Origin of the sequence: Acetatifactor aquisgranensis (assembly GCF_943193215.1) — a bacterium.
Classification (GTDB): domain Bacteria; phylum Bacillota; class Clostridia; order Lachnospirales; family Lachnospiraceae; genus Acetatifactor; species Acetatifactor aquisgranensis.
In genome coordinates this window covers 1-26502 of the sequence record NZ_CALPDH010000049.1, presented here as the reverse complement: position 1 = coordinate 26502, position 26502 = coordinate 1, and the positions used below count along the sequence as shown (strand labels likewise).

The 26502-nt window shown below is 49.0% G+C and carries 34 protein-coding genes; 2 read left to right on the top strand and 32 right to left on the bottom strand.

Annotated features, from left to right (window positions below; translation table 11 throughout):
• The 4 genes from NFS35_RS26300 to NFS35_RS26285 all read right to left on the bottom strand — a co-directional run.
• Positions 1-906: ParB N-terminal domain-containing protein (locus NFS35_RS26300; protein ID WP_251209956.1), on the bottom strand; the 906-nt coding region annotated here is incomplete at its 3' end.
• A gap of 3 nt (positions 907-909) precedes the next feature.
• Complete coding sequence (locus NFS35_RS26295; protein ID WP_103239353.1) at positions 910-1329, bottom strand: RNA polymerase subunit sigma-70; 420 nt, start codon at positions 1327-1329, stop codon at positions 910-912.
• 318 nt (positions 1330-1647) lie between these two features.
• The gene (locus tag NFS35_RS26290; protein WP_251209955.1) at positions 1648-2001 is read right to left on the bottom strand and encodes an HNH endonuclease; all 354 of its coding nucleotides are present in this window, start codon (positions 1999-2001) and stop codon (positions 1648-1650) included.
• A gap of 21 nt (positions 2002-2022) precedes the next feature.
• Positions 2023-2442, bottom strand: a complete 420-nt coding sequence (locus NFS35_RS26285) for a hypothetical protein (RefSeq protein ID WP_172529805.1) — start codon at positions 2440-2442, stop codon at positions 2023-2025.
• Positions 2443-2631: 189 nt separating this feature from the next.
• On the opposite strand from NFS35_RS26285, the gene NFS35_RS26280 reads away from it, so the two are divergent.
• Positions 2632-2910, top strand: coding sequence for a hypothetical protein (locus tag NFS35_RS26280; protein ID WP_251209954.1), 279 nt, complete (start codon positions 2632-2634; stop codon positions 2908-2910).
• Between the two features lie 45 nt (positions 2911-2955).
• Here NFS35_RS26280 and NFS35_RS26275 read toward each other — a convergent pair whose 3' ends face one another.
• The 28 genes from NFS35_RS26275 to NFS35_RS26145 all read right to left on the bottom strand — a co-directional run bounded on the left by NFS35_RS26275 (position 2956) and on the right by NFS35_RS26145 (position 25382).
• Positions 2956-3156, bottom strand: a complete 201-nt coding sequence (locus NFS35_RS26275; protein ID WP_016229217.1) for a hypothetical protein — start codon at positions 3154-3156, stop codon at positions 2956-2958.
• Positions 3157-3486: 330 nt separating this feature from the next.
• Positions 3487-3972 (bottom strand): hypothetical protein, encoded by a 486-nt coding sequence (locus tag NFS35_RS26270; protein ID WP_251209953.1) that lies wholly within the window; start codon positions 3970-3972, stop codon positions 3487-3489.
• Positions 3969-5315: a DEAD/DEAH box helicase gene (locus NFS35_RS26265; protein WP_251209952.1), complete on the bottom strand. Its 1347-nt coding sequence runs from the start codon at positions 5313-5315 to the stop codon at positions 3969-3971. Before NFS35_RS26265 ends, NFS35_RS26270 begins: the two co-directional genes overlap by 4 nt.
• Positions 5296-5577, bottom strand: coding sequence for a VRR-NUC domain-containing protein (locus tag NFS35_RS26260; RefSeq protein WP_251209951.1), 282 nt, complete (start codon positions 5575-5577; stop codon positions 5296-5298). The genes NFS35_RS26265 and NFS35_RS26260 overlap by 20 nt, the downstream gene beginning before the upstream one ends.
• On the bottom strand, positions 5564-5788 hold the full coding sequence (locus NFS35_RS26255) for a YozE family protein (RefSeq protein WP_251209950.1): 225 nt from the start codon (positions 5786-5788) through the stop codon (positions 5564-5566). The genes NFS35_RS26260 and NFS35_RS26255 overlap by 14 nt, the downstream gene beginning before the upstream one ends.
• 243 nt (positions 5789-6031) lie before the next feature.
• The gene (locus NFS35_RS26250) at positions 6032-8401 is read right to left on the bottom strand and encodes a virulence-associated E family protein (RefSeq protein ID WP_251209949.1); all 2370 of its coding nucleotides are present in this window, start codon (positions 8399-8401) and stop codon (positions 6032-6034) included.
• Positions 8398-8808, bottom strand: a complete 411-nt coding sequence (locus NFS35_RS26245) for a hypothetical protein (protein ID WP_251209948.1) — start codon at positions 8806-8808, stop codon at positions 8398-8400. The genes NFS35_RS26250 and NFS35_RS26245 overlap by 4 nt, the downstream gene beginning before the upstream one ends.
• Before the next feature lie 11 nt (positions 8809-8819).
• Positions 8820-10757 carry a DNA polymerase gene (locus tag NFS35_RS26240; RefSeq protein ID WP_251209947.1) on the bottom strand — a complete coding sequence of 646 codons (1938 nt, stop codon included), beginning with the start codon at positions 10755-10757 and terminating at the stop codon, positions 8820-8822.
• Positions 10758-10820: 63 nt separating this feature from the next.
• Complete coding sequence (locus tag NFS35_RS26235; protein WP_016230059.1) at positions 10821-11375, bottom strand: DUF2815 family protein; 555 nt, start codon at positions 11373-11375, stop codon at positions 10821-10823.
• Positions 11376-11380: 5 nt separating this feature from the next.
• The gene (locus NFS35_RS26230) at positions 11381-12514 is read right to left on the bottom strand and encodes a DUF2800 domain-containing protein (RefSeq protein WP_251209958.1); all 1134 of its coding nucleotides are present in this window, start codon (positions 12512-12514) and stop codon (positions 11381-11383) included.
• A complete protein-coding gene (locus NFS35_RS26225; protein ID WP_251209946.1) occupies positions 12514-12831 on the bottom strand; it encodes a hypothetical protein in 318 nt (105 codons plus the stop codon). Before NFS35_RS26225 ends, NFS35_RS26230 begins: the two co-directional genes overlap by 1 nt.
• Positions 12832-13146 carry a DUF7768 domain-containing protein gene (locus NFS35_RS26220; protein ID WP_251209945.1) on the bottom strand — a complete coding sequence of 105 codons (315 nt, stop codon included), beginning with the start codon at positions 13144-13146 and terminating at the stop codon, positions 12832-12834.
• Positions 13146-13304: a hypothetical protein gene (locus tag NFS35_RS26215; RefSeq protein ID WP_016302979.1), complete on the bottom strand. Its 159-nt coding sequence runs from the start codon at positions 13302-13304 to the stop codon at positions 13146-13148. Before NFS35_RS26215 ends, NFS35_RS26220 begins: the two co-directional genes overlap by 1 nt.
• 160 nt (positions 13305-13464) lie before the next feature.
• Complete coding sequence (locus tag NFS35_RS26210) at positions 13465-13914, bottom strand: sigma-70 RNA polymerase sigma factor region 4 domain-containing protein (RefSeq protein WP_251209944.1); 450 nt, start codon at positions 13912-13914, stop codon at positions 13465-13467.
• A 547-nt stretch (positions 13915-14461) separates the two neighbouring features.
• Positions 14462-16120, bottom strand: coding sequence for an IS66 family transposase (gene tnpC, locus NFS35_RS26205; RefSeq protein WP_251209943.1), 1659 nt, complete (start codon positions 16118-16120; stop codon positions 14462-14464).
• A gap of 116 nt (positions 16121-16236) precedes the next feature.
• Positions 16237-16590: an IS66 family insertion sequence element accessory protein TnpB gene (tnpB, locus tag NFS35_RS26200; protein WP_251209942.1), complete on the bottom strand. Its 354-nt coding sequence runs from the start codon at positions 16588-16590 to the stop codon at positions 16237-16239.
• Positions 16584-16988: an IS66 family insertion sequence element accessory protein TnpA gene (tnpA, locus tag NFS35_RS30005; protein WP_278707698.1), complete on the bottom strand. Its 405-nt coding sequence runs from the start codon at positions 16986-16988 to the stop codon at positions 16584-16586. The genes tnpB and tnpA overlap by 7 nt, the downstream gene beginning before the upstream one ends.
• Before the next feature lie 402 nt (positions 16989-17390).
• Positions 17391-18539: a hypothetical protein gene (locus NFS35_RS26195; RefSeq protein WP_251209941.1), complete on the bottom strand. Its 1149-nt coding sequence runs from the start codon at positions 18537-18539 to the stop codon at positions 17391-17393.
• Positions 18540-18696: 157 nt separating this feature from the next.
• Positions 18697-18903 (bottom strand): hypothetical protein, encoded by a 207-nt coding sequence (locus NFS35_RS26190; protein ID WP_016293598.1) that lies wholly within the window; start codon positions 18901-18903, stop codon positions 18697-18699.
• 134 nt (positions 18904-19037) lie between these two features.
• Positions 19038-19385: a hypothetical protein gene (locus NFS35_RS26185; RefSeq protein WP_016303036.1), complete on the bottom strand. Its 348-nt coding sequence runs from the start codon at positions 19383-19385 to the stop codon at positions 19038-19040.
• Between the two features lie 120 nt (positions 19386-19505).
• Positions 19506-20549 (bottom strand): hypothetical protein, encoded by a 1044-nt coding sequence (locus NFS35_RS26180; RefSeq protein WP_251209940.1) that lies wholly within the window; start codon positions 20547-20549, stop codon positions 19506-19508.
• A 111-nt stretch (positions 20550-20660) separates the two neighbouring features.
• Entirely contained in the window at positions 20661-21311 is a 651-nt protein-coding gene (locus NFS35_RS26175; protein ID WP_016303038.1) for a DUF3879 family protein, read from the bottom strand.
• 96 nt (positions 21312-21407) lie between these two features.
• On the bottom strand, positions 21408-22217 hold the full coding sequence (locus NFS35_RS26170) for a DUF6033 family protein (protein ID WP_251209939.1): 810 nt from the start codon (positions 22215-22217) through the stop codon (positions 21408-21410).
• A gap of 34 nt (positions 22218-22251) precedes the next feature.
• Positions 22252-23136 carry a M56 family metallopeptidase gene (locus NFS35_RS26165; RefSeq protein WP_275564738.1) on the bottom strand — a complete coding sequence of 295 codons (885 nt, stop codon included), beginning with the start codon at positions 23134-23136 and terminating at the stop codon, positions 22252-22254.
• A gap of 148 nt (positions 23137-23284) precedes the next feature.
• Positions 23285-23485: a hypothetical protein gene (locus tag NFS35_RS26160; RefSeq protein ID WP_251209938.1), complete on the bottom strand. Its 201-nt coding sequence runs from the start codon at positions 23483-23485 to the stop codon at positions 23285-23287.
• A gap of 6 nt (positions 23486-23491) precedes the next feature.
• A complete protein-coding gene (locus NFS35_RS26155) occupies positions 23492-23917 on the bottom strand; it encodes a BlaI/MecI/CopY family transcriptional regulator (RefSeq protein WP_004066243.1) in 426 nt (141 codons plus the stop codon).
• Between the two features lie 251 nt (positions 23918-24168).
• Positions 24169-24552: a cupin domain-containing protein gene (locus tag NFS35_RS26150; RefSeq protein WP_251209937.1), complete on the bottom strand. Its 384-nt coding sequence runs from the start codon at positions 24550-24552 to the stop codon at positions 24169-24171.
• Positions 24553-24635: 83 nt separating this feature from the next.
• Positions 24636-25382, bottom strand: a complete 747-nt coding sequence (locus NFS35_RS26145) for an AraC family transcriptional regulator (protein WP_251209936.1) — start codon at positions 25380-25382, stop codon at positions 24636-24638.
• A 304-nt stretch (positions 25383-25686) separates the two neighbouring features.
• On the opposite strand from NFS35_RS26145, the gene NFS35_RS26140 reads away from it, so the two are divergent.
• A complete protein-coding gene (locus NFS35_RS26140) occupies positions 25687-26010 on the top strand; it encodes a cupin domain-containing protein (protein WP_251209935.1) in 324 nt (107 codons plus the stop codon).
• The last annotated feature ends 492 nt before the right edge of the window (positions 26011-26502 follow it).

The following is a 26502-nucleotide window of genomic DNA, read 5'->3' as shown; positions in this document are numbered from 1 at the left end:
GTCGGAATACCAGTTGTGCTTCCCGCCCTTCTTCCATCCGAACAGGCACGGCTCATGCTGCCACTGGTAGGGGCTCCTGCCAAGCACAAGGCTCTGCTTCTTCCAGATGCAGCACCCGGAAAGATAGAAGCCCGCCGCCTTGAACGCGCTGCGGAAATTCAGCCCTTCCGTGTCTGCGTGGAACACATAGATGGAGGCATCGCTCTCCATGTGCTGCTCCATGTTTACGAATGCCGTAAAAAGGAACTGGTAAAATTCCTTGTCGGGCATGTTATCATTTTTTATTTTTCCGGCGCTCCCCTCATAATTTGCATTGTACGGCGGGTCTGTGACCACAAGGTTCGCTTTCGCCCCTGCCATCAGCACATCGTATGTCTCCGGCAGGGTGGAATCCCCGACCACCAGCCTGTGCCGCCCAAGCGTCCACACGTCGCCCATCTTTGCCACGGCGGGCTTTTCCAGTTCCGCGTCAATGTCGAAATCATCCTCGGTCACTTTCTTATCGTGGACGGAATTGAATAGCTGCTCGATTTCCGGCGGCTCAAAACCGGTGAAGGACACATCAAAGTCCGAATCCTGCAGGTCGGCGATCAAATCCGCCAGCAGCTCCTTGTTCCATTCACCCGTGATCTTATTGAGGGCGATGTTGAGCGCCTTCTCCTTCTGCTTGTCAATGTCAATGACGATGCAGTCGATCTCCTCATAGCCTAAATCGGAAAGTACAGACACGCGCTGGTGTCCCCCGATAATGGTCATGTCTGAGTTGACGATCACCGGCTCCACATAGCCGAACTCCGTGATGGAGTTTTTTATCTTCTGGTATTCCTTGTCGCCGGGTTTCAGCTTTTTCCTCGGATTGTAGGATGCCGGGATAAGGTCGGCAATCCTGATCTTCTTAAACTCCATTCTCTAATCCCTCCAGAACCTTGCCTTGATGTAGCAGTCATAACTGCAATACTTCGGTTTCCTGCTCCGGTAAAAGGAAAACTCCCTGCCGCAGCATTCACATTTCTTTGTGACAATGGCTTTCCTGTTCCCCTCCTGCGGATGTGCTTTCCACCACTGCCTCCGGCATCTCTCTGAGCAGAACTTCCTCGGCCTGCCCGTCCCCGCCTGTTCGGTTTCCTTCCCGCAGCAGAGGCAGATGCCGTTCTGCACCTCCCGCTCCTTAAGGTTCTTCACAGTTGCCGCCACATAGCCGCCCATCCCTTTCGCCTTGCAGTGGTTGCGGACGATGTCGCGGGAAAGCCCAAGCGCCTCCGCTATGGCACGGTAGCCCATGCCGTTTAAGCGCATTTCCTTCACCTGCGCCGCCTCAAAATCGGTCATTTTCCCTCCACCTCCATCAAAAAAGGCCCAAAAACCAGCGTTTTTTGATGGTTTTTAAGCCCAAAAACATGGGTTTTTCGGTACTTTCACGCAAAACTAAAGTGCCTGAAAGCCTTGAAAAATCAATGTTTATGTAAGATTTTGGGGCGATTTCCTATCCCCCCTGTGCGAATTTGCGAAAACGCGCGTTTGAGGGGGCGGCGGTCGATATTTTTCGACAGTTTTAGAGATAACTTGACCCCCTTCCCCATGCAGATTTCCACGGGAAATGTTGTGCCTTGTCGGAATATGGAAGAAAAAGAACCATCACGGAAACCGTCAGTAATGGAACTCCTGATAGCGGTCCTCCGTCATGGTTTTATGGTCGTGGCAGCTCTTACAAAGGCTCTGCCAGTTGCCCTCATCCCAGAACAGTTTCGCATCCCCTCTGTGGGGGATGATGTGGTCAACAACTGTCGCCCGTGTCAGCCTCCCCTGCTCCATGCACCTGACGCAGAGGGGCTGTGCCTTTAAGAATCGTGTCCGTGCTTTCTCCCACCTGCTGTCATACCCACGGGCGGATGCGCTGGCACGGTCAGAGGCGTGCAGCCGTAAATGTTCTTCACAGTACATCCCGTCCGTCAGCTTCGGGCATCCCGGATGCCTGCATGGTTTCATCGGTTTCCTCGGCATGGCTGTACGCCTCCTTCCTGTTTACTCCTGCGGCAGCCTGCCGCACAGCGCCCTGTAGGTCTGCGCCATCATCCTGCCCCACTTCTCCTGCTCACCGGCCACAGCCTTTAGCTGCTCCGCCAGTGTGTGCATATGGAACCGCGGCGCGTAATTGTCCAGTGTCTCGTTGATGTCCGTCAGATCGAACCGCTCATGCAGGTTCTCCGCCATCACCGCGTTCATGCACTCCAAATCCTCTGCCAGCGTCCCCAGGATCAGTTCCTCCAGCTCCGCCGCCGTGCGGAATGTATGGAACACCTCGAAGTACCCATGTTCCTTATCGTACACATAAAAGAAATGTGTGCCGCTCCTGCCAAGCGCGATGTCCGCATCCCGCTCTGAAAAATAGTTTCGGTACCGCTCCGCCATCTCCAGCGCTTCTTTCCAGCCTTCCGGCATCATGCTAAAACCTCCCTTCCTTAGTTGGTGTGGGCATTTTAACTCTGAATCCCGTCAATAGCAAGGTGGTTTCCCGCTTATCTTCCAAAGTGGCAGTATGCTTAAAATACCGCCGCTTTCTTTGTCACTATCCGGTATTGGCTGCTGCGCCGCTCCTGTTTTAAACTGTCTCCCGAAAGGAGGTAGCGCGCCATGACGGACGGGGAATTCCTCACCCAGACCATCATAGAACGGATGGACCTTATCTTCCGGCGGAATAATAAAGAGCCGTCAGAGGAAGAAAAGGCAGAGCGGCAGGAACGGGACGCACAGTTCCGGCGCATCCTTGACAGCCTCCCGGAAGATGACCGGGAACTGTTAAAGGGGATGCAGACGGAGGCGTTCCGCAGGGCTGCCCGCGAAAACGAGTTTTATTACCGCGAGGGGCTTAAGGACGGCTTTACCGTCTGCCGCTTTGTGAACGGCGGGTAAGGCGGACGGGCGGCAGTAACGGAAAACGCTGCCGCCCGGAAAGCGTCACCACTTCTTCACGCCGCCATAGTATTTATCAGCGATTGCTTCCTGCTGGTACTCCGGCAGGCTCCGCAGGCGTTCGCTTACTTTCTCCAATGACTGCGCCTGTTCTTCCCTCGTCTTATGGAAGTGGCAGGTCCCGCCTCCACACTTCCCACATCTCAGCACGTTGCACTTTCCATCCTTCATAGCGAAACAGTCCATAGCATCCACCTTTCCACCCTTTCCGCAAAAGAAAAGGACAGCGGTGAAAGGATAAAGCCCGCTGCCCCGTGCGGAGGACGTGAAAAAAGCCCCGTGGATTTTCCATCAGGGCTCCCTACACTTCTTCGCATCATAACCATAGCACAATATTTTTTCCTTTGCAATAAACCACCTGGTAAACCATCCAGTAAACCACTTAGTAAACCAGTCAGTAAACCATCACGCAAAACCCTGTCCGCAAACACGCATAAACACTGGATTCCTGCTTACCCCGCCCTTGAAAAAATGTCCTCCTGGACGGGAAAAATTTTTTCAAAAAAATTTTTTATTTTAACTCAGCATCACTTCCAGGTCGTTTTTCTCCCGGATTTCGTAAAAAACATCCATCTCTTTCAGCGCCTTCCTCCTGTATTTCCCGATCATGGTGTGGGAGACACTGTACTTCTCGGAAAGCTCCTGCCAGTCCATCCCTTCCACCACCATGTCCGTTATGACCTCCGGCAGCTTACCGCTTAAGCGGCTGACGCAGTAATGGAAGAACTCGATCTCCGCCTTTTTCCTGCGGTACTGCTCTAAAAGCCCGTCAAACATCTCATCCTCCAGCCTGTCCGCCGTCTTGCGGTAATTCAAAGCCACGGATGCCGTCCTGTCGGAAGTCCCGCCCTCCTGCACCTTTTCCCCTTCCGGCTTTGCAAGGCACATGGACTTTATCACCTCGTCCGCATCGATGCCGCGGAAATTGGTGATGCGGAATTTCAGTAAATCCACTTCCTGCTTTCTTGCCGCATAACTCCTGAACATTTCCTCTGCTTTCATCCCACGCCTCCAATCCTCGCTTTTACCGCATCCACAAGTGCCGACTGCCCGCAGTCCTTTTTCTCCAGTGCAGCCATCACCCTCTCATCCAGTGTGCCTTTGGCGATCAAATGGTGGATCACAACCGTCTCCTCCTGCCCCTGCCGCCACAGCCTTGCGTTCATCTGCTGGTATAATTCCAATGACCATGTCAGCCCGAACCACACCAGCGTGGAGCCACCCGCCTGCAGGTTCAGCCCATGTCCCGCCGATGCCGGGTGGAGCGCCGCCACCGGGATTTCCCCGGCATTCCATCTTTGCATATCCTCCGCCGTGTCCAACTCCACCGCCCCGGTGTGCTTTTTCAGCCGGTCAAGGTCATGCTTATACCAGTAGACAATTAACACCGGCTTGCCGTTCGCCGCCTCGACCAAATCCTCCAATGCTTCCAGCTTGCGGTCATGGATGTGCTTCACGTTCCCGTTCTCATCGTAGACCGCGCCGTCCGCCATCTGTAAAAGTTTGTTGGAGAGTGCCGCCGCATTCACCGCATCAATGTCACCGTCTGCAAAGGGAAGGAGCATATCCCGCTCCAACTGTTCATACAGGGCCATCTCCTTTTCACTCATAATGACCTCCACACGGTTATAAACGCATTCCGGCATTTCCAGATAGTCCACGGCCTTCATGCTGATGCAGATGTCGGAGATCAGTTCATAGATTGCTTCTTCCGCGCCCTCCCTGGGCTTATAGGAAAACACCATCTCCCGGCTGCGCTTGTCCGGCACGAAGAACCGCTCCCGGTAGCCGCCGATGAACCGCCCAAGCCGCTGCCCCATATCAAGGATGCCGATCTCCGCCCAAAGGTCAATTAATCCATTCGGCGCGGGCGTCCCTGTCAGCCCCACGATGCGCCGCACCATCGGGCGCACCTTCTTTAGTGCCTTGAACCGTTTTGCCTTATGGGATTTGAAGGAGGAAAGCTCATCGATCACCACCATGTCAAAATCCCATGTATGATTTTCTACCAGCCATTCCACGTTTTCCCTGTTGATGACATACACCTGCGCTTTCCTGCCAAGCGCGGCTGTGCGTTCTTTTTCCGAACCAAGCACCGCCGACATCCCAATCCCGGAAAGATGCTCCCACTTCTCCAGTTCGGAAGGCCATGTTAAATAGCAGACTCGTAAAGGCGCTATAATCAATATTTTTCGGATGTCAAAATAGTCATACAGCCGTTCCCATATGGCGGTGAGCGTAATCACCGTCTTGCCAAGACCGCAATCCAAAAATAACGCGCTCACCCTGTGGCTTATGATAAACTCCTTTGCATACTCCTGATATTCATGTGGCACATATCTCATCCAGCACACCTCCGATCTGCTCTGCCCCGTCAACCACATAGACGGGGAAGCCTAAATTTTTAAGCTGCCGCATCCGTTTCTCCTGCAATGGCCTCGGCTTCTTCCCCGGAGCCTTTAATTCCACGAATGCTATTTTCCTCCCAGGCAGCAATACGATCCTGTCCGGCACCCCATCCAAACCGGGGGAAACGAACTTCACCGCCATGCCTCCCATCCTTTTTGCCTCTGCCCGCAGGCGGCTCTCAATCTCACTTTCCTTCATCAGACACCGCCTTCTCATAATCACGCCAGCACCTCTTGAACAGGGCGATGCACTCATCGCAGGCGAACATCCCATGCAGATAATCCAGTATCCTCTGCCTGTCCCCGTCTTTGGGGAATCCTTCTTCCTCATGCTTCATATCTCCCGCAAGGTCGCCCCTCGGCGTGTCCTTCCCGTAATATTTCCCTATCATCCATTCATAAAAATTCATTCTGCCCTGCCTCCTTTTCTGTACCAAAAGTTCCGAAAAACCAAAAAATCCCTATTACGCGCATATGGGTGTATTCACATGTGCTTTTCTCTCTTTTTTATATATTCCATTTATATAATTATTTTTTGGAACATAGGAACACGCCCCTCTATGCCAGTGCTTATCTGCTGTTCCCATGTTCCGAATTTCTGTTCCCAAAATGCCTTTATGGGAACAAAATGTGTTCCGTTCCAGTCTTTAACATCACTCCCGTTTCGGAACACGCCTGTAAACCCACTGCGGCCCGTAAAGCGAAATGCGTTCCTTCTTCCTGCCGGAATCCCAGCCGCCGATACGCGCCATGATGGCGGAAATCTCCCCGCTGTCCATGCGTTTCAAGTTCGCCCTCTCCTTCCCGAAGCATTCACACCATATCTCCATATTGGAAACAGACATACGGCGCACCGTGCCGACTAAGTCCGGCTTCCCGAAATCCTCCCCGTAAAGGAAATTCCTGCGCTCGAATAAATCCATGCCATCCCATTTCTCCGGCAGGAGCGTGTCAAGGTACTCACGCACAAGCCCCTCACGTTCATCGCTCTCCATAGCCTCCCGCTGCTCGGACTTGGCCGTGTCCTCCATCTTCCCGTCCAGGTAGAGCCGCTCGCCCGCTTTCACATACACAAGCACCTCCGCCCATATCTGCCGGATGTCCTCACTGGATAGCTCCCAAGAATGTTTCCGGCTCCCGCCCGGCGTCTTCACCGGCCAGAAACGGCGGTTCCCGGTGGTGTCCCGGAGATACCCTTTCTCCGCATTGGTGGTGCCGAAAAAGACGCACTGGCGCAGATGCGGCGTCGCCCTTTTCCCGAAAGACGCACGGTAAATGTCGTTCTGCCTTGAAAGGAAGGAGCGCAGCGTCTCCACCTCCGCCTTTTTTAAGCCCGCAAGCTCCCCGATCTCCATGATCCAGTACCCCTGCAGCTTCTCCGCCGCCGTCTTGTCCTTCGTGTCGCTTAAGTTCAGGCTGTCGGAGAACCAGTCCCCGGCAAGCCGGGAAATGAGCGTACTCTTCCCCACGCCCTGCGGGCCGTTCAGCACCAGCATGGTGTCAAACTTACAGCCGGGGCTTAACACCCGGCAGACCGCACCGCAGAGGGTCTTCCTCGTGACAGCCCGGACGTATGGCGTGTCATCCGCGCCCAGGTAGTCGATGAGCAGCGTGTCCACCCGCGGCACCTTATCCCACTCTGGCAGGGCATCGAGGAACTCCCTCACCGGGTGGTAGGAGCGGTCATCCGCGGCCTTCGTCACGGCGATATTGTAATTGCGCATGGAGAACGTGCCATAGGTAAGGTCGATATAGGAGATAAGCTGCGCATCATCCGCATCCCGCCAGAACCGCCCCGGATGCTCCCACGGCACCGCGCCCTTTATCTCCATGCCGTCACTGAGCTGGTTGAACACGATGCCCTTCAGCTTTTCATCGTTGTTTAAAATTAATAGCAGATTCCGCAGGGTGTTCTTCACCACCGTGGATCGTTTCTCATACTCCAGTTCCTTCTGCCAGTCCTCATTTTCCCCGGAGAACTCCTTCTCCGCTTTCTCCATCCGCTCCCCGGCAATGGTCATCTTCACGTTCTCATCATTTACGGCAAACTCACTCATGGCGGTAAAGGAAGGGAGCTTCGATGCCTCCGTATCCTCCGCCGCCTTTTCATCCATCTCACCGAACCTGTGTATCCGCACCATGTCAAAGGCGTTCATCAGCCTGCCGCAGGCCGGGTCCGTGGCATGGTGGGAGTAGGCGAATTTCCTCTCATAAATGACCACGCCCGCCTGTGAGTCAGCCGGGATATAGTCATACCGCCCCGGCATGGCGCTTGGCTGGTACACATCAGAAAGGAAGTCTGCGATGGCTTCCTCGATGGAATACGTCCGGCAGAATGCGCCAATCACTCCATCCTTCGTCAGCGGGTCTGCCTGTTTCCGCATCTCCCTCTGGACGATGTTCTGCTGCCTGCTGCTCACCGGCCACTCGGAGGAATCCCGCCAGTCCTTATACCTTGAAAGCACATCGTCCGGGTTTAATGGCTCTCCCTCAATATCCCGGAAAATAAATTCCCCGTCAGCGGAGGTGGACGGCCAGTACATGAGACGGCTCGGCTCATAGGTGGTGTCATCGAACATCTCAATCCCGATGTCCTCCGCCACCTTACGCGCCACCGCCACATATTCATCCGGCGACACCGGGCGGGATAAGATGATCACGAGGCGCAGCCTCGGATTTTCCGCCGTGTGCTTATGGGTGGAATAAATAAAACAGCGGTAATTATAGAGCATCTCTATCTGCTCAATCACGCCCGGAACTGCATGGTCGATATCCAGCGTTATGATGGTGCGGTATTCCACGCAGTCCTTCTTCCTCCTGCCGCCTTTCAGCCTGCCGCCCACAAAACCGCCCACGTCCTTGATGGCGTCCTGCTTCGCTTTCGTCATTTTCATATACTGCTCCACGGTCTCCGCCGTGCGGATGGTGTGGGAGATGCGCTCTATGAATTCATCCAGCTCCATCTCCACGTTGTTCCAGCGTTTCTCCATCCTTGAATTTCCTGTTGAAATATACAGTTTCATTCCCTCTTTCCCCCGTTCTCCAATAATTTCAGATTTTTCACGCACTGGTTATAGATGATCTGTTCCTCCCTGGCTTTCCTCCGGTAGAAATGCCATTCCTCTGATTTTGCCGTAAGGAACTCCGCTTTTTCCGAAAACGCCTGTGCTTTCCCGGAATGCTCCCGCGCCTTTATCCGTAAGAACTGTTTCAGTTTCTCCCTGTCATCCTCTTTCGCAAAGCGCCGGATCAGCGGGAACACCTTCCTTGCCACCGCTGCCGTGCATGGGAAGAACTCATGGATGTAAAGCTCCATCCTCCCATTCTTATAAACCATCTTCACTGTTTCCTTTTCCGCTTTCTGCTCCGCCATACGCATCCCTCCGTAGGCAGTCGGGTCATGGTACCCTTCCGCATTCCTTCTCTCCATAAATTTCTCCCTCACTTTTTGTAAAATCTGCATTCAAAGCCATCTGCCCGGAGCGGCAGTCCCTCCGCCCATGTGGGCTTTACCGCCATGATTTCACACATCTCATCCACGGAGCCGCTGCCCTCCGGCACTTCCGCTATGATCTCATCATGGCAGTGCATGACGATAGGGTATCCCTTCTTCTCCACACGGAGCATTGCCTCCGCCAGTAAATCCCTCGCTGTCCCCTGCACGATATTCTCCACCAGCTTGGGTCCGTAGGTCTCTATCCGGCTCCATTTCTTGTTTTCGCTTATACCTTCATAGGTCAGGCCATCGCGCCCGAATCGGTTCACAGCCATCCTAGGCTTCACATATGACAGCTTTCTGCCGGACGGGAGCGTGATAAATAAAATCCCGCTCTTATATTCAAAAATGATCTTCCCGACCTTCGTTTTCTGCTTTTCGGTGACTGCCTTAATAGCGGCGGCATCCACGTCCCACCAGAACTGCACCATGTGCGGATTGGCTTTCCGCCACGCTGCCACAAGTGGAGGAAGTTCATCCTCTGTCAGCCCCATATCCAAAGCCCCCATACTGACAAGTGCGCCAGTGGAGCCCCCATATTGGCAGGCGAGGGAAGCTACCTTACCCTTCGCCCGTTCCGAACTGCCCTTCCCAATCTCCGCCATCGGGATGCCGAACATCCTCGATGCCGTCATTTCATACAGTTTCCCGTCACCGCGGAAAACGTCCAGCACCCATTCCTCGCCGGAAAGCCACCCCATGACACGGGCTTCAATGGCAGAAAAGTCCGCCACCACAAAGCGGCATCCCTGCTTTGGAATGAAAGCTGTGCGGATAAGTTCCGAGAGGACATTCGGTGTGGAATCATATAATAATTCGATATCCTCAAAACGCCCCTGCTTCACAAGCTCCCTCGCCAGTTCCAGATCGGGTAAATGGTTCTGAGGCAGGTTTTGGATTTGGACCAAGCGCCCCGCAAACCTTCCGGTCCTATTGGCCCCGTAAAACTGCAATAAGCCATGCACCCGCCCATCTGAGCAGACGCTCCTCTCCATAGCCTCATATTTCTTCACAGACGTTTTCGCCATCAGCAGCCGGAGTCTGAGCAGTTCCTCCACTTCCCCGTCCGTTTCCGCTATCATTTCCGCCACCGCTTTCTTGGAAAGGTTCTCCGCCTCCATCCCCATGTCCCCAAGCCAGCCTTTTAGCTGCGCCACGGAATTGGGGTTCTCCAAGCCCGTCAGTTCATAAGCGCGTTTCGTCACCACCTCCTTATGGAGATGCTCGCAGGAAACCGCATTCCTTACCAGCCCCATATCCACCAGCACGCCGCGGTCATTGATGCGCTGGTCTAAACGGTACAGTTCCATCTCGCTTTCCGGGATGGGGAAATTGTGCAGCTTCCTGCGGATGGCTTTCTCCACATCCACATCCCTTTTGCAGTAGGTCTTGAAAAGCTCCCACTTCTCCGGCGCATGGCAGGGGAGGTTCCGCGTCCTGCCGCCGTTTGCTTTCGTTGGCTTACACGGAACGCAGAAATACCGGATCAGCTCTTTCCCTCCCTTCATCTTCTGCTCGTCCAGACCAAGCACCCTGCCCACATCCTCCAAAGACCGGGGCAGGGCGAGCATGGCCGCCTGTACCGCGCTGCAATGCCAGGATTCCGGGGGAATGTACCTCCCGAAATGCTTTGACAGGCAGGTGCGCTCGAAGTTGGCGTTGTATGCCGTCTTGGTCACTGACACGTCAAAGATGGCTTCCTCCACCTCTGCCGGGAGTTTCTCCCCCTGCGCAAGGTCTATGATCTGTGTTTCCCCTCCGTCAAAGGAATAGGCAAACAGTAAAATCTCAAAAGCAGGGCTGTCCGCATAGGCGTATACCCCGCATTTGATTAAATCCACATCGCTGAAACTCTCGATATCCATTTCAAGCACCCGCTCCATGAAAAGGCTCCCTCCTTCCGTACTTTGGATGACGGGCGGCAGTTCCCCGCCGCCCCGGTATGCCTATCCAAGAAAATCTTCCTCGTCATCCACTTCCACCGCGTCAAAGTCATCCTCCGCGTTCGTCCTGCCGCCCAGCGACTCCCCGTCACGCAGTTTCTGGATGTTGCCAAGCCCTGCGGCAATGCCCTTATTACCGTTGGTGGAAAATCCGTAGAAGTTCACGCTGATCCTGCCATAACAGCCGGAATACACCTCCGACTGGTCAAGGATGGGCTGTACGTTTTTATCCACCACCTGCGGTGCCTGCTTGCTGTTGGCGTTGAAGAAGTAGCTGTCCGCATACGCCTCATCCTCCGGGCGGTCAATGTCGCCGTCCCTTAAAGGGAGTTTTAAGTTCGCCGGGACCTTGCCGCCCCACTTGGAGACGGAATCCTTCTTCGCCTGCTCGATTGCTTTCTTAATCTTCTCAATGGTCTCCGTATCCGACTTCGGTATGATGGCCGATACGGAATACTTGGGGTCCCCGTCGCTGACTGCGTTGGGCTCCCAGCAGTGCAGGTAGGAAAACCTGCACGGTACGATCACTTTTGTAAGGTTCGCATTCTCATTACTCATGGTGTTCATTCCTCCTTAAAATCCGCCTCCGCGGTTGCTGCGGCAATCTCCTGCCTTTTATCCGATTCCGGCACTAAGGTCACCTTGCCCTGTGGCTTGTAGACCAGCTTCCCAAGTACCTCTGCAAATCTCTTCTTCCCAAGCAGCCGCTCCATCTCCGTGATGCCGATGAGCGTCTTTTTGTAAATATCCGTGTACCCGGCTTTCTGCGCCGCCTGTACCACTTCCTCCTCATCCGTGTACTTCCTGTTGCTCCTGCCTTCCACTAGCTTGAAGCCGGCCCATTTCTTCCCCTTCGTGACCGCCTCGTCCTGTGCGTAGGCGTAGACGTCCGCCGACCATTTGGCAAGCTCGTCCGCCACTTTCAGGACTTCCGCAATTTCTTCATCTGATAATAACGGCGGTGCCTTGAACTCCATCTGCGCCAGTCGCAAGTATTCCTCCGCCCTCGCCCTGCAGGTGTTCTTCGCCTTGCAGAAACGGCACCAGTCGCCGGAGCGGTACTCGCCCTCCCCCTTGATGGCAAGCACGGCCTTTGGCTTTAATTCCATCTCCACCCATTCCATCAGGTCCTTTACGGAAATCTCCCATGTGCTGACGGATTCCAGCCTCGGCTGGTAGATGGTCATCCGCACCGTGTCAATGTCATAGAGGGCATCGAACAGTTCCAATGCGCCAAGCCCGTATAACATCATCTGCGGGTTCCACTCTGCATCCACTGCCACGCCCTTCCCATACTTTAGGTCAATGACGGTCAGAACCTTGTCAGCCACGATCAGTAAATCCCCGGTGCCGAACCCCTCCGGCACATAGGCGGAGTAGTCCAGCCGCTGCTCGATCAAAACAATAGGGTCACTGCATTCCTGCCTTGCCAGCTCCACCTGCTCCATCGCAAAGGCCACATACCCGTCCGTGCATTCCTCCATCTCGTCACAGTGGTAATCCGACACGGGGCGCTTTGACCTCCGTCTCAGTGCCTTTTTCAGCTTATGCTCCGCAAGGGCGTGGGCGGCGGTGCCTTCCTCGGCATAGACGCTGCCGCCGGACTCTTCCTGAAACTGCTCCTCCAATCGTGCGGAGGGCGTGCAGGAGAGCCACCGCTTTGAGGAAGATGCGGAAAGCAATGCGTGTTTCCCCATCACAGCACCTGCGCTTCCTGCATCAGCGCCGGGTAGTCCTCCGGCTTCACCGCCGAGAGCTTCGCCGCGCCGTACTTCTGCAAAAGTTCCTTGATCTCCTTCGACTTGCCCTCCTGGGTCTTCTGCGCCATCAATGCACGGATGCCCTCCAGCGTGGCGGGCTGTTCCTGCTGTACTTCTGCCACAGTTTCCTGCTTTTCCGCTTTCGGTGCTTTCACAGCTTTCTCCTTCGTGCCTCCCTCCGCTTTGGCAAGTCCCCTTAGACCTTCCGCCACGATGGAAAACCCTTCCGCGATCCTCATTAATTCACTTCCCATTTACATTCCCTCCGTTTCCTTAAAAATGATTTCTTTTCCCTGCGCCGTGGCGGATGCGATCTCCGCCGCCATCCCTTCGGTGGCTTCCCCGAACACCCACACCTCGTCACACAGGGTGAGCAGCTCCATCCCCATAGCGATGCCGAGCCGCCGCTCTTCCTCTATTCCCTCATTCAAGAACTGCGGGAATAAGAGGTGCGGCGCAACAGGCAGGAAACCCTGCTCACACGCCATGCGGCAGTAGGCCGCCGCTTTCCTTGCATTCCCTTCCATGTCGCCGCGGAAGGGGCTGCAGATAAAAACCTTCTTACGCATCAGCGCCTCCATCCTTTCTTCATTTTCCTGTCATGCGCCGCTTTCGCGGCTTCATAGGCTTCCACTTCCTTCTCGATCTGCACCAGCTTGGCAGCGAGGCTTTTCGCCACGATGCTGATTGCCTGTAAGATGCCGATAAGCTCCTGTGACTTTTCCATAGGTTCCATTCCTCCTTTCCGGGGCTGTTCATCTTGTACCCCTTCACTGTCGTAATGACACTTTTTCGGTTTTCGGTGGATGGAAACGGATATTTTTTCAAAAACCGTTCGACAATTCCCATAAAAAATGTCGCAGAAATACCCTTGCTGGCAGATATGGTCATCTGCTGTCAATTTCAAACCCATGCTCTACAAAGAATTTCCGCAGCTTTGATAATACTTTTCTCTTATGGTCGGAAAGCGTCCGGGGATTTTTCCCTTTCATATCTGCATAATCAGCAAGGGGCATTTCCTCCCCGAACACCTTCATGGCAAGCTCCCGTTCTTCCGGCAGGAGGGAATCCATCGCATCACGGAGGACATCCAGCAGCATCCTCTTTTCCGCCAGTTCCTCCATGCTCTCTGCAAACAGTTCTGTCCGCATATCATTCTCTTTCCATTCCTCGTAGGATTCTTCCGTGTAGCCGTTCTGCTCCATCGCCTCCCGGTTCCTCTGCTCATGCTTTTTCTGCTGCCACCACGGCCTAAAGTAATTCCTATATTCTTCTTCCGTAACTTCCAGTGTGAATTCTTCGTTTCCAGATTTGACTGTGATCTTCCTAAAAGACATAAAGCGTTCCTTCCTTTACGGCTTCGTAAAGTTAGGAACGCTCTCATTCAGATGTGGGACTGGCTTTGAAAAAAAGGCAAAAAATGGCCCTGAGAAAGCTCTTTGTAAGAAATCTAAAATAATTCACTAGCTTTACTCCGGCCATTCGTGACTCGACACAATGCGGTCCCACTCGCTCGGTACATATTCAGTTATCCGGCATGGCAGACCTGCCAAGCCGCACAATGGAATTTCCATAAATTACCATTGATAACCTTAGTATGACCATAAAAGAAACGCTTTAATCTATAAAAGTAAAAATAGCAGGATACCTTCCTGCCATTCTTTCCTGCTATGTATATTTATCTTTTTCCATTCGGTTTCCAGTACACCTTTACTACCCTGCCGCAGTTAGGACATTTCAGTGACACAATGATCCATCCGGAACCCGTCTCCCCAATATCACAGGCCCGTTTCGTAAGCGCTTAATTTTCAGCCGTTGCTAAAATAAAAATGCCCCAGTTATTTTCGGCAACTGAAGCACATTGACAATTCACATATGTTTTAATCATTCCTGATTTTTCTGACACTCGATCCGGCGCTGAATTTCCGCTTTTACATTTTCATTCCAGGGAGCAAGCTGTTCCAGTTCATTATCTGACATTTTTTCATTCGGCTGATGTTCAAACAGGTATGTAATGTAATGATATGGATTCACCTTGTTTGCTTTCGCCATTTCCACCATTGTATAAGCCATGGCACTTGCCTGGGCTCCTGCCTGAGTATCGCAGAACAGCCACCCTTTTCTGCCGACCACGAACGGACGGATTGCATTTTCGGAAAGATTATTGGAAAAACTACAGCGTCCATCCTCTAAATAGACAGCCAGATGTTCTTTCCTGTTCCTGATATAGGTTACTGCTTTATCCAGCCGTGAACCTTTGACAGGGTTCTGTCTTTCAAGCCACGACAAAAAGCCTTCAATGATCGGTTTTTCCTGGGAAAGGCGCGCTTGCTTGATGGCATCGAACGTTTTATATTTTTGACGGATCTTTTCCTCTTTGTTAAAAAGCTGGTTCGTATACATGACTCCCTGGACTGCGGGCTGTGTGTAATCGAACTGCTTTCCTTTCGGAACCGCATCGACCAGGTATCTGCGGATGTGTGCCCAGCAGGCCAGACGTTTTGCGGTCTTTACCTTATTGTAACCGCTGTACCCGTCGCACATCAGATATCCCTGGAATCCATCCAGAAAATCCACTGCACAATCTCCGGCACGCGTTTCCGAGTATTTATATAAGATGATTGGAACCCCATCATCTTCCCCGCTCCGAAACAGCCACATATAAGATTTTGTCTGGGCACGGCGTTCTGGTTCGTGCAGTACCTGGACCGGAGTTTCGTCTGCCATTGCAAAATCCCTGCGCAGGAGTTTCCGGTGGAAAAAATCATACATAGGCGTGAAAAAGGCTTCTCCATTTTTGATCACCCAGTTTGCAAGCGTGGCACGGCTGATCTCTGCCCCAAGCCGGCCAAGGTCCTGCTCTATCCGGTAAAGAGGCATGCCGTTACAATACTTCTGATAAACGACCCAGGCAACGGTGGAAGCAGATGCCATACCGTACATCATATGTGCTTTCCCATCCTTGCCCTTAACGATGTTTGGCAGCGCTGCATTCCGGCGGCAGTTTTTGCATCCATAGTTCACACTGTAGTATTCGACCACCCTGGCACGGGCCGGGATGATCTCCAGTTCACGGCGTACGAATTCGGTCCCGATCTTTTCCATCCGGGCACCGCATTCCCTGCAGATACACTCATCAGCCGACGGCTCCAGATACACCTTTTTTACAGGAATTCCTTTAAAACGTTCCTCATTCGTGGAACGTTTCTTCCTTGGCCTGGATTCCGGCTCTGTCTGTTCTGGCTGTTCAGTGGATGCATGCATATCAGCTGCTTGTGCGGATGGATCCATCTCTGATTCTGCTTCATTGAACAGGTTCATCTGCCCCGGTATCTCACAAGCACCTTTTTCACTGGAACAACCAAAGAGTTTTTTCGTCAGATAATCGACCTGTTCTTTGAAGTTGTCACGCTCCTGCCGGAGTACTGCCTTCTCTTTTTGGGCCTCCTCAAGGGTTTTCCGGAGAAGCTGGTTGGTCTCACGCAGTTCACGGAGCAGATCCTTAAGTTCCCTCAGCTGGATGTCTTTTGCATTCTGTGCCAATGTTTTTACCTCTTTCCTGATACTTATTATACCAGAAAACAGATGGGATTTACAGGAAAAGAGAGCTTTCAAAATGCTGAAAATAAAGAGAAAAAGGCTCTTTTCCTATGCACTTTTCAGCTGCAGCCAGGAGAAATTTTTATTGCTTTTGGCTGGTCGATATCAATACCGGACATAAGCCAGTCAAACTCCCTCCAGGACAGGTTCCTGACCTCAGACCTGTCTCTGGGCCACCGGTACCGTCCCTGGGCTGTGAGCCTTTTATAGATCATCACGATCCCGTCAGGCTCTTTCAGGATAGCTTTGATCCTGTCACATTTCCTGCCGCAGAACAGATAGAGTGCATTAGCGTTTTCTTTCTGTGGAAACTGATCCTGAATAATAGCACATAATCCATCAATGGATTTCCTCATATCCGTATAACCGGTCACAATGTAAATGGCATCGACACCGGAAATATCGGCTAACATAGAGTTGGATGCAGCATCCGGATGATCTGCCGGAGCAGAACAGGGTCTGCCGAATTGCTGACTTTAAGGGAAACGTCACCCATCATAAGTTCGATCGTATGTGAATTGCCAATGTGTGGCGCGGGCACTGCTGCGTCCGGAATAGTATCCGGGTATATGTCAATCCGGACTGCCTCCTGTTTTGAGGAAGTCAGATCCAGTGCATATGGCTTTCTATTTGAAACATAAGGAATGTCACAGGCTTTTTTACGAAGTCTCTTCACAGCATTATAAAATGAACTTACTAAGATACCGTGCTGTTCACACCATGTGCGGTCAGTCATCCCGCTGCTGCGGCATTCCGTGATCAATTGAAGCCATTCCTGCCTGGAACGGCGCGGAGCTCTGGATTGGGTCATATAACACCTCCTAAATATAGTGAAAATCTAACAGTTAGTCTATTAAGATGAAAGATAGAGCAGTAAAAATTTACTCTTGGCTCTACTATTATGGATCACTATTTAGGGCTATTCAATACGCCCAGTATTTATGCGCTTACCCCGTTTCTTGCACCGTCTCTCCGGGCATTTCATTTTCCGGATAATACCACCTCCTCTCCCCCAAAATACATCTATTGCTATCTCCCCGCACCGATATGTAGAAAGGGAACCAGACAGGCATATGGTTCTATCTCTGCTTGGTTCCCTTTTATCGTTTGTGTATTATTGGTTTTCTTCCTGCTCCCCGATTCCCCAATCTGCCGGAAACCGGGGAAGCCTGCTCTCTGTGTTTTATTGGAGATATATAATGGATAGCCTTTTTCACTTTGTTTGATATGCTTTTTCTTTCAATTCATTGAAATCCACTATAATGGTCTTTTTTGTTGTAAAAGACTCTGTATCCCTCTCATCAAGAATACTGATACATATATTATTTCCATCAGAGATAGCATTACGAATGCTTTCATCTTGTGATAGATCTAAATTGATTTCATATAGAGTATCAGAATAAACATCTAAAAGATAAAGCTCTCTGCCATTTCTTACAAAAAATCCATAATAATTATCCTGCGTATTTTTACCGTTATAAGCCATACGCAAACTAGGCAAATTAAGAAAGGTTTTTATCTGGTTATTTTCTATTTCCCCTATCGCACCATAATCTGAAAAATTCCTTATGTATATGTAACTGTCAAAACAATAAAATTCTACTATCCCATTATTGGAAACAAAATTTCTCAATTCAGAATCAAAGTACAGCTTACCAAGTAAATCATATTTTTTATCATCATAAATTTCTATATAAACATCATTTTCTGCTCCCATATTATTTACCAGCACATAAATATTTTCGTTGCTACAGGCAAATGTCGTTATCTGCTCACCTGTATTATCTGTAAACTGTTTTTCAATGCAGATATCCATATCCCCGGTATTCTCATTATATTTTCTGATATAAGTTGCTGTAGCCACATCATCTTTCATGGTGCTTAACATATAAATGTCTGTGTTCATTACAGAAACTGCGTCCATTGGATAAGAATTAAATTCGCTAAATATCATTTCAGATGTGTCAGAATCAGCGTTTACCATCAAAAGTTTATGTTCGTTTGTATTTAAGGTTACAGGCAGAATAACAGAATTATCAATCACTGTAGGTTTTCCACTTGAAATATAAAACTCTTCCACACTTACGATATCTGATTGCCTTTTTGAGGAAAGAACATATCGTCCAATTACCAATGCACCGTCATCATCAATATAGTTATAAACAACCGCATCATCCAACAAAGCAATCGGCGTATGATTATCGATATCTCCTATTTCATTTTCCTGACTGGAACACCCAACAAGCAAAGCCAGCATACAAACCACCCATAAAACCAATATAATCAATCTTTTCATAATATCTTGCCTTCCTGTTATGCTTTGGCTTTCTTTACAAAAACAGCTAAAAGAAAACTTTGCCATTCATGAAGCCTCTCCCCAATCTGCCGGAAACCGGGGAGAAGCCCTGTCCGGCGCAACTTTTGCGACCTCGCTTTTCCGCAGGGTGAGGAACTTATTTCCCATATAGACGTTCTGTGCCGCGTCCTGTTATCTCCATACAAAAACAGCCTTTCAAAAGTCACTCGTAATAATCTAACTGGTGGAAATTGTTAGGAAAAATGTAAAATTCCGTTCCTGTTTTCCCATCTATCTGCTTCCAGACAATCACTTTATAAGTCAGGGCTGTATAGGTCTGTGTCCCACCATCCTCATAGACCTTTTTAACCGGAATCAGCAGCAGAATCACCGCTATTACCACGAAAACAATAATGAGTTTCTTTTTCAAACCACGCCTCCAAAAAGTTAATCTGTAAAGCTCCCCCTGCTCCCCGATTCCCCAATCTGCCGGAAAACCGGGGAAGCCTGCCCTGTCCCTCTGTAGCCTATGGGGATATGCTACTGTAGAACCGTATGCATTTATTATCTTTGTGCCTTCTTTCTGATGATCATAGAAATCAGCATGGCCACTATCCCTAATACAAGATAGACCACCGCATACAGTATAAATGCCATTTCACCCATATCAAAAAATATCCATGTGCCAATCAGGAACAGAGCAGCCGAAACAATTGGAAGGCTCCACAGATGCTTCATATCTTTTCCTGCAAAAACGCCGAATATCACGGAGTATAACGGATTAAGTGCAAAAAACAAAAGAAAACATACGGCCATTCCTGCATCGCCTTTTACTAAAGTAACCGCAAGCCACGGCAATGCCAGCATGACTACCGCTGAAACCGCCAACCACAATATAATATTCTTTTTCATAATGCTGCAGAACCCCCATCATTTTTTTATATTGCAACTGCTTCCCTGCTGAAGCCTGTTCGTCCTCTGTGCCTTATTGGGGATATGTAGCCGTGGCAGACCTCCCCCGTTACTGTACCATCAATACCAAAACTTCGATGTCAGCTCCCGGTTTATGATAGATGATAGGAAATTGGGGTGATTACTCTGGAACATTTTCAGGCTTTCAAGGAAAGCCGCCATGCTTTCCGTTTTTATGTCCACAAAGGTTGCATCCAGCTCCCGGTCTTTCACGTTTTTCTCCACATATTCCTCCGACTGTTTTTCGTAAGTATCAACCATCGAAGGGGCTTTCTTTACTGCGCCTGCATACCAGTTCGTAAGGTATTTCAATGAACTAAGCCCGCCATCATCGTTCTGGCCCATCTTCTGGTACTCGGCATATGCGTCCTTATCCATCGCCTGCATCATGCCAAGCGCGTTTGTGGTCTGGACAAGGCCGCTGCCATGCCCAAGATACCTGGCTTTTGCAACGCCGTAATTCATGACCCCGCTGCTGTCGGCTTTTCCTGCGCTTGCCAGTTTTGCAATGGACTCCATCGCTTCCAGAAATGCCTCCCTGCTTTCCTCCGGGATAAAGTTCTGTGCCGCATATTCTGCTTTCTTCATGCCGAGTGAGATATTCGCCTGCCGCTCTTCCTCTGTCATAGAACCGCTGCTCCCCACAAGGAAATTCTGCCGGATGATGTCATACACAAATCCCTTCTCCTCTTTGCCGCAGTTCTCCAAAGCAGACGCAACCGCCTTATCTGCGCCATACATACCCGAATATGCCGGAAGGTCACTCAGGGAATTGTCAATCTGCACGATATCCTTTTGGAACGCCGCATTTTTCGCTTCCATTGCTTCCTTATCTTCCGGCACCATGCTGCCTTTCTTTCCTTCCACGAGGGCTGCCATACCGTCTCCCGAAAATTCCACAATGACCGCATCCCCATACTGTGAACGGATGTCTTTCATTGCCTGCAGGGTTTCTTCCCTTGACATCTTATCCATTACCTTGTTGCCATGCTCATCCGTGGTGTTAAATTCATACTTTACAAGGGTATCCTTCTTATATGCACCACTCCCATATGAGGGAATATTTGTTGTTCCTCTGTAAAACCGGCTGTAATCGATATTCATAATGTGCACTCTCCTTTACTTTGTTTTGATTAAATCCTTTATCATTTAGAGCTCCCCCACACCTCCGCAAAGGCATAAATTTATGCACCTCTGCGGAATAAGGTGTAAAGATCATATCTTCATATCCAATCTGCTACCCGAAGATGATTTTTTTACAAATGTATTGCCACTTTTGACAAGCTGGCTTTCTACGGATTCCCTTGTAACGCTGTCCAGTATTCTGGAATCAAACGGCTGTCCCTGTTGCCAATTCGGATTAGCCGCCTTTACCGCATCATAAAAAGCCTTATTATATGCTTTTTCATATTGCCCAAGCGTCCATGTACCTTTCAATCGGTCATCAATCTTAATGCTTTTTTGATATGCCGTATACAGTGATGTTCTTTTGGTTGTATCCCCATTCGCAACACCATTTTCTTGTATGAACTCCCTTTTGACCATATCAAACATCTCTTGACGCCAGTCTTCGGAAACATCTATAATCTGATTATATTCCGAAGGACTTTTTCCATCTACGCACATTCCTGCTACGCCATACGCATTAAGGAAATTTCCATTAGAGTCATATAATTTCATGTAATTTTTAATGATAGTATCCCGTCCGCCAAATGTTTCATAAATCAACCGCTCCTTTTCGGACATGCTTGCTTCATTTGCAATGATGGCACTCAAATGATCCCTTTCAACAGCTTTATACTGCGCACTGTTTTTGTTGATACTACTGTATCCTCCAGAACTCCCTGCATTGAAACTAATGTTCATTGATATCATCCTCCTTATTGAAAATATTTTTTGCCAACCTTGGCCTGCATATAAATAGGCACTCTCTTATATACCTCTGCGGAATAGGGTTGAACATTATATCTTCAAATCCAGATTCGCACCCACCTGTGTCTGTTCTTTTACAATGGTTTTGCCCGCATCCTCTTCCTGGACAGCTTCGATGATTGTTTTCATATCTGTGTCATTCAAATAAATCGTGCCATCTTTGGAAGCAGCCATTTTTTCTTCTAAGAGTTGCTCTGCTTTGTTCGGAGTTGTTGTTCCATCTTCCGTTACCACTTTCTTTTCTTCCGACTTTTCGCTTCCCTTTGCTTCCTCTGCCTTTTCCTCTAATTTCTCCGCAAGCTGCTCCGCATTTTCACGGGCTTTTTCTCTTGACTTCTCAATCCGCTCTTCGGCGTTTTCCTGCGCTTCTTTACGGAGTTTTTCGTTTAACGCATCTTTTCTAACTGAAACAGTAAAATTACTGTAATTTCCATTCTCATCTAAATATGCATGACGGCATACAACTGTACTTCCAGTTGCTGCAAAAAAACTATCTACATACTTATGTGCAATTTCCACATCTTTCAATCTCTGCGTATATTCTTTTGCTGCCTTTGGATCATTCTGCATCTTCTCTAAAAGTTTCGGGTTAATATTCAAAACATCTACTTTACCATCATTTTTTGTATTAACCCCATAGCCGACTTGCAACTTCATATTAGGAAACTGTTTCTGCAAATTATTAAGGTATTCCTCATTGCCGCCACTCTTTGCTACTTCGGCGTTTTTCTCTGTAGCCGCTGTTTCCTTTGTTTCTTCTTTCTTTGCCGCTTCCTTCCTTGATGAAGCATATGTGTTTTCATAAACACTGCTATAATTGCCCACTCCTGTGATTGCCATAATCATATCCTCCTTAAAATTCAATTCCTTTTACCTATAATATTTTGAACAACGCCATCATCCAATTGTCCTCTTGCCTTATGTATGGAATCCGGACTACCTCATCCGTTGAATCAGTTTCATATAAACATGACTGCCCACCGCATAAAAAACCGGGAGGTTTATAAAATCCTCCAAAGACAATATATATCTGCCCCTCTGCATTGTTTTTTCCCAAAAATGCCTCAAATGCCTCCCTGTCCACATAAACATAACTGTCATCATAAGAAATCATCTGATCCAATCTGCTATCATGATTTGAAATGGTAACTCCATCTTCACCGACATACTCATATACCAGTATGCTTTCATCTTCCCTGAATTGGGCATAAGAACAGCTATGTATGACGAGTAATGCCGCACCTGTTACTGCTACCAGAACTGCTACCATGCACATACACAGTTTTTTCCGGTATGGGTGGAAACCTGCAATCTTCCCCATCCGCCTTTTCATGCCTATAAATTCACTTTCCCCTGCATAGGTAACGGCGGGCGGTACATTCTCCGATTCAGAGCGCAGCAGTTTTAGAGTTTTCAGCAATACCAGCCCATACTCATGTGCCGTCTTCCCACTGTTCTGTATGCACACCCTGTCGCAGATATCTTCCATATCCGCTCTGAAATGTTTCTGGAATACTGTCAGGAACGGGTTCATCCACAAAAGGCACCGCAGCATATCCCACGCAAGCCCGAACCATAAATGCCCTAACCGGATATGTGTCTGCTCATGCTGTATAATAGCTTTTAATTCCTCCCGGCTGTAGCTGTCCGCCATTGCTTTTGGCAGGACGATCTTCGGTTTCAGCAAGCCGATTGTGAATGGCGTAACAATCATGTCAGTAACGCTGACCCTGATGCCATCAAAAAAGACTTTTTCCATTCCGGCAACCAGCCTCCAAAGACGCAGACGCTTCCCAAAAATGCAAACGGCAGCCACCAGGATACCCGCTGTATAAATGCGGCCAACCCACAGGCAGGACATAGTTCCCTTTGTCATCCACCATGTCGCCTTACATATGGCTGCATTTTCATAAAACAGCTTCAGCTTCCCAAGAAATGGGGTGACCAAAAATACTGCCCATAGCATCCCCTTCAAAAAAATCCGTTCTGAAAAAAGCATTTTCCGGAGCAGCATCACAAGCCCGGTCAGTACAAGTGAAAAGGCGGCGCACCGCACAAGCTGTGTTGTCAGATATACTGCACATAAATCCAGAAAGCTGCCAATCCATTGCCAGTCAGGCATCAGTCCCACCCTCTTTGTCCGGAGATTCCGCATTCTGCCCCTTGCTTTTTTCCAGAATCTCCTCCAGTTCCTTTATCTGTTCATCCGTCAATGCGAAGCTCTGCAGCAGTGCCGCCATTGCATTTGTACCGCTGCCGGAAAAATAGCTGTCCACAAACTTCCTGCTTTTCTCTTTCACGCATTCCTCTTTTTGTCTCAGAACATAGTAGTGGTAAACCCTTGAATCATGCTCATCCACGGTATAACCAAGGATATCTTTCTGGTTCAGGCGGTTCATCAGCACCCGCACCATTCTCATAGACATATCCACATTCCCCTGCATCCTTTTGTAAACCTCGGAGGATGTCAGCGGCATATCGCTCGCCCAGAGAACTTCCATGATCTGCCATTCGCTCGGTGTAATCTCTTCCTTTGCCATATCTCTGCCTTCCTTTCGTTTTATTTCGTCACTTTATATATCGGTCAATTACCGTTAATTATTAAGAGGCGTTGACGTTTTTGCATGATATGGGTATGGACAGAAGGCAAGTCATGGGCAATCACTTCCCCGCTTTCCAAGTAATTTCCGCTATCAGTCCGCCCGGCCTGCCTGCGGAAATAGCAGACCGCCGCATATGGCGGATGATGGCCATAGTGCGGCGGTCTTGCTTATTATCCTTATTATTCAGTTCAACATAATGCAGGCATAAATTTGGCAAACAGATATAACCCCTCTGAACCTGCAGTGACTTCATGCGGTACGCCTGTCTGCATGATGGATATCGTACCGGCCTCATACGGAATAGTGCTGCCTGCATTCACACATCTCCCGCTCCCCTTTATCACCTCATGCGTTTCCAACTGGGTTTCATGGGTATGGTTCCCAATACTGCAACCGGGAGCAATCCGCACTAAATGGTAACTGAACTTCCCGTCTGTGTCCTTTGCCGTAATGATGTGTTTCAGTTCGACACCCTTAAAAGTCGGATGCTTTGACCATTCAGTCCCTGCAAAGCCAGTCTCTTTTTCCGGCAAAACTAGTTTTCCATTGTTAAACAATTCAAATGTATCCATTCTGCACCTCCGATAAAATATGTTATCTGTCTTACGTTTCAATCATATTCCCCGGAAACAATCATGTCTTGTAAAAAATTGCCCTATGTACTCTGCCTTATCAGTTTTTTAGAATGGATATATTCTGATGGGGATATCCCGACGATCCTCTGGAACGCCTTGTCAAAATGGCTTTGGTCATAAAACCCCATTTCCGCGGCAATCCTGCTGATCGTCTTATCCTCATCCAGTATCCCTTGTGATTTCCTTATGCGGTTCTGGATACAGAACTGGTGCGGGGTCATTCCGATACTGCTTTTAAATTTCCTTATGAGATAATATTTGCTGACAAAAATATCTGCCGCCAATGTTTCTATGGGCAGCTCCTGTTCCGGGTGACTTATAATTTTATCAGCCAGAATTTTTATGCCTGCATCCATCTCTTTACGTCCGTTATCCCGGAGACGGTAGACCATCCGCACGGAAGCCAGCAGTTTTTCCCTTTGCTCCCATCCGAAAATGCCCTGCGTTGTTACATCCCTTAATAGATCCTGAGCAATCGTCTCTGCCGTTTCCCTATCGGTCTCTTCTATGAAAGCAGTTCCTACACACATAGACAGCAGACGTGCGTCCCTTCCCTGACACACAGAATGGATGGCATAAGGCGGGATGATAAACACATCCCCTCTGCAACACGCCACTTCCTTGTTTTCCAAACAAACAGTAACCGTTCCCTGCATGACCACCGATATGACATAATGCCCTACATGGTTATGGGAGCCAAAGTGCTTATCAATATTCTCTGACAACACGAACTCGATTGGGTATTTATCACACTGATAATATCGCATACGGCTTTCACTCCTATCCTGTTAACGAATAATTATCTTTTCACATATTCTAACAGATAAGTGATACTTTCTCAATAATTCTGACGTTATTCCATCTCCCTGAACGTTCCGGTAACCTCCCCGGTAAAAGGAACACGCAAAAAAACTCATACAAGAATACAAATTATGTATTGTTAGTACTTTTCTTTTGTTGCTATTTTCGTTGTTTTCAACTTGAGGCTTGCCACTGCCTACCTATAGAGCTATAATAATTCCTTGTAAGAAAGCAAAATTTTTAGTTAACCAGATAAGGAGAGTAACCGATATGCAGGAGTTTATTACACCACCAAACCATAAAGGATTTTCTGCCAAGAAACTTTTTGACGAAAATGGTAAGATTAAATGGGGTGCAATCGCCTATATTGAAAAAGGCGGTGGCGGCCCGGAGGGGAATCACACACATAACGATAACCATATCTTTATCGTAGTTGACGGCGAAGCAAAGGTTATTCTTGATGACAAGGAAGTGATTGTCAAGAAAAATGAATCTTTCTTTGTAGATGGCATGGTGCCACATTCTATCTGGAATAATGCAGATCAGACAACTGTTGTAATCAAAATTTCTACAGAGCGGGAACAAAACGTATAATAATATCAAGCAGCAGGAAAACCGTGATAGGTTTTCCTGCTACTATTTATCGTTATTTCATTTAGTTTTTATTCTTTTCCAAGTGTACTATCACGAGAACCTTTTATACAAACACGGAAACCCTTATACTATCACGAAAACTCCCATCCTGTTTCCGTGATAATACAGGCAGTTTCCGTGTTTGTATAAAGGTTTTGCCTGCGAGTATCGACTTTTGCGTGATAGTATAGAGTTTTGCCTGTTAGTATCCGAGTTTCCGTGATAATAACCGACTTTTGCCTACGAGTATATACTATCAGGCAAAAGAACTCCAGAACAACTGTTTGCACCCTCGCTAATGTAAAAATGCCCCTAAAAGCACACGGAAATAATGTAAAATTGAAACCTATGTAGTGCCGAAAGTGCCGTGTTTACGCAATGTCATTAACTTAAGGAAAAGAACAATACCGGATGTCTTTACACCCATTCATGGGATAAAGACATCCGGTATTG